This window comes from Mesorhizobium sp. M4B.F.Ca.ET.089.01.1.1 (assembly GCF_004022605.1).
Taxonomy (GTDB): Bacteria; Pseudomonadota; Alphaproteobacteria; order Rhizobiales; family Rhizobiaceae; genus Mesorhizobium; species Mesorhizobium abyssinicae.
Genome location: NZ_RZOS01001554.1, coordinates 1 through 398 on the forward strand (window position 1 = coordinate 1; position 398 = coordinate 398).

The 398-nt window shown below is 54.3% G+C and carries 1 protein-coding gene; it reads right to left on the minus strand.

Annotation, left to right across the window (positions count from 1 at the left end):
• Positions 1-131 precede the first annotated feature (131 nt).
• Positions 132-386 (minus strand): hypothetical protein, encoded by a 255-nt coding sequence (locus tag EN780_RS38260; protein ID WP_095519386.1) that lies wholly within the window; start codon positions 384-386, stop codon positions 132-134.
• Positions 387-398: the final 12 nt, after the last annotated feature.

Sequence of the window (398 nt, forward strand, 5' to 3'; positions counted from 1 at the left end):
CGGCTTCGGCAGTGAACCCCCCCTTGGCCCGCCAAGCTTTCACGTCTTGCGCAAGTTTCTCATTCTCGTTCATGTCAAGCCTTTCGCACAATGATCATACTACGCCTGCGGCGTATACGCAATGAGCGTATTTATTTTCTTCTTTCTCTGTCCCGTTTGCTTCTTTCCAGCAGTTCTTGAAGACCGCTATCTTTATCCGGCAACGAGGTGAAAGCTATGTCGAGGGCTACACGATCCCAGACAGCGCGGCTGTTGATGCGCTTAGGCTTCGGCATGCGCCCATCGGCAACCATTTCGTCGAAAAGCGTCGATCCGACACCGATATAACGAGCTGCTTCCTCACGAGAGAGGCCTCGCGGCGGATACGAGAATGCGTCACTCTTCATGGACGCTGGCCC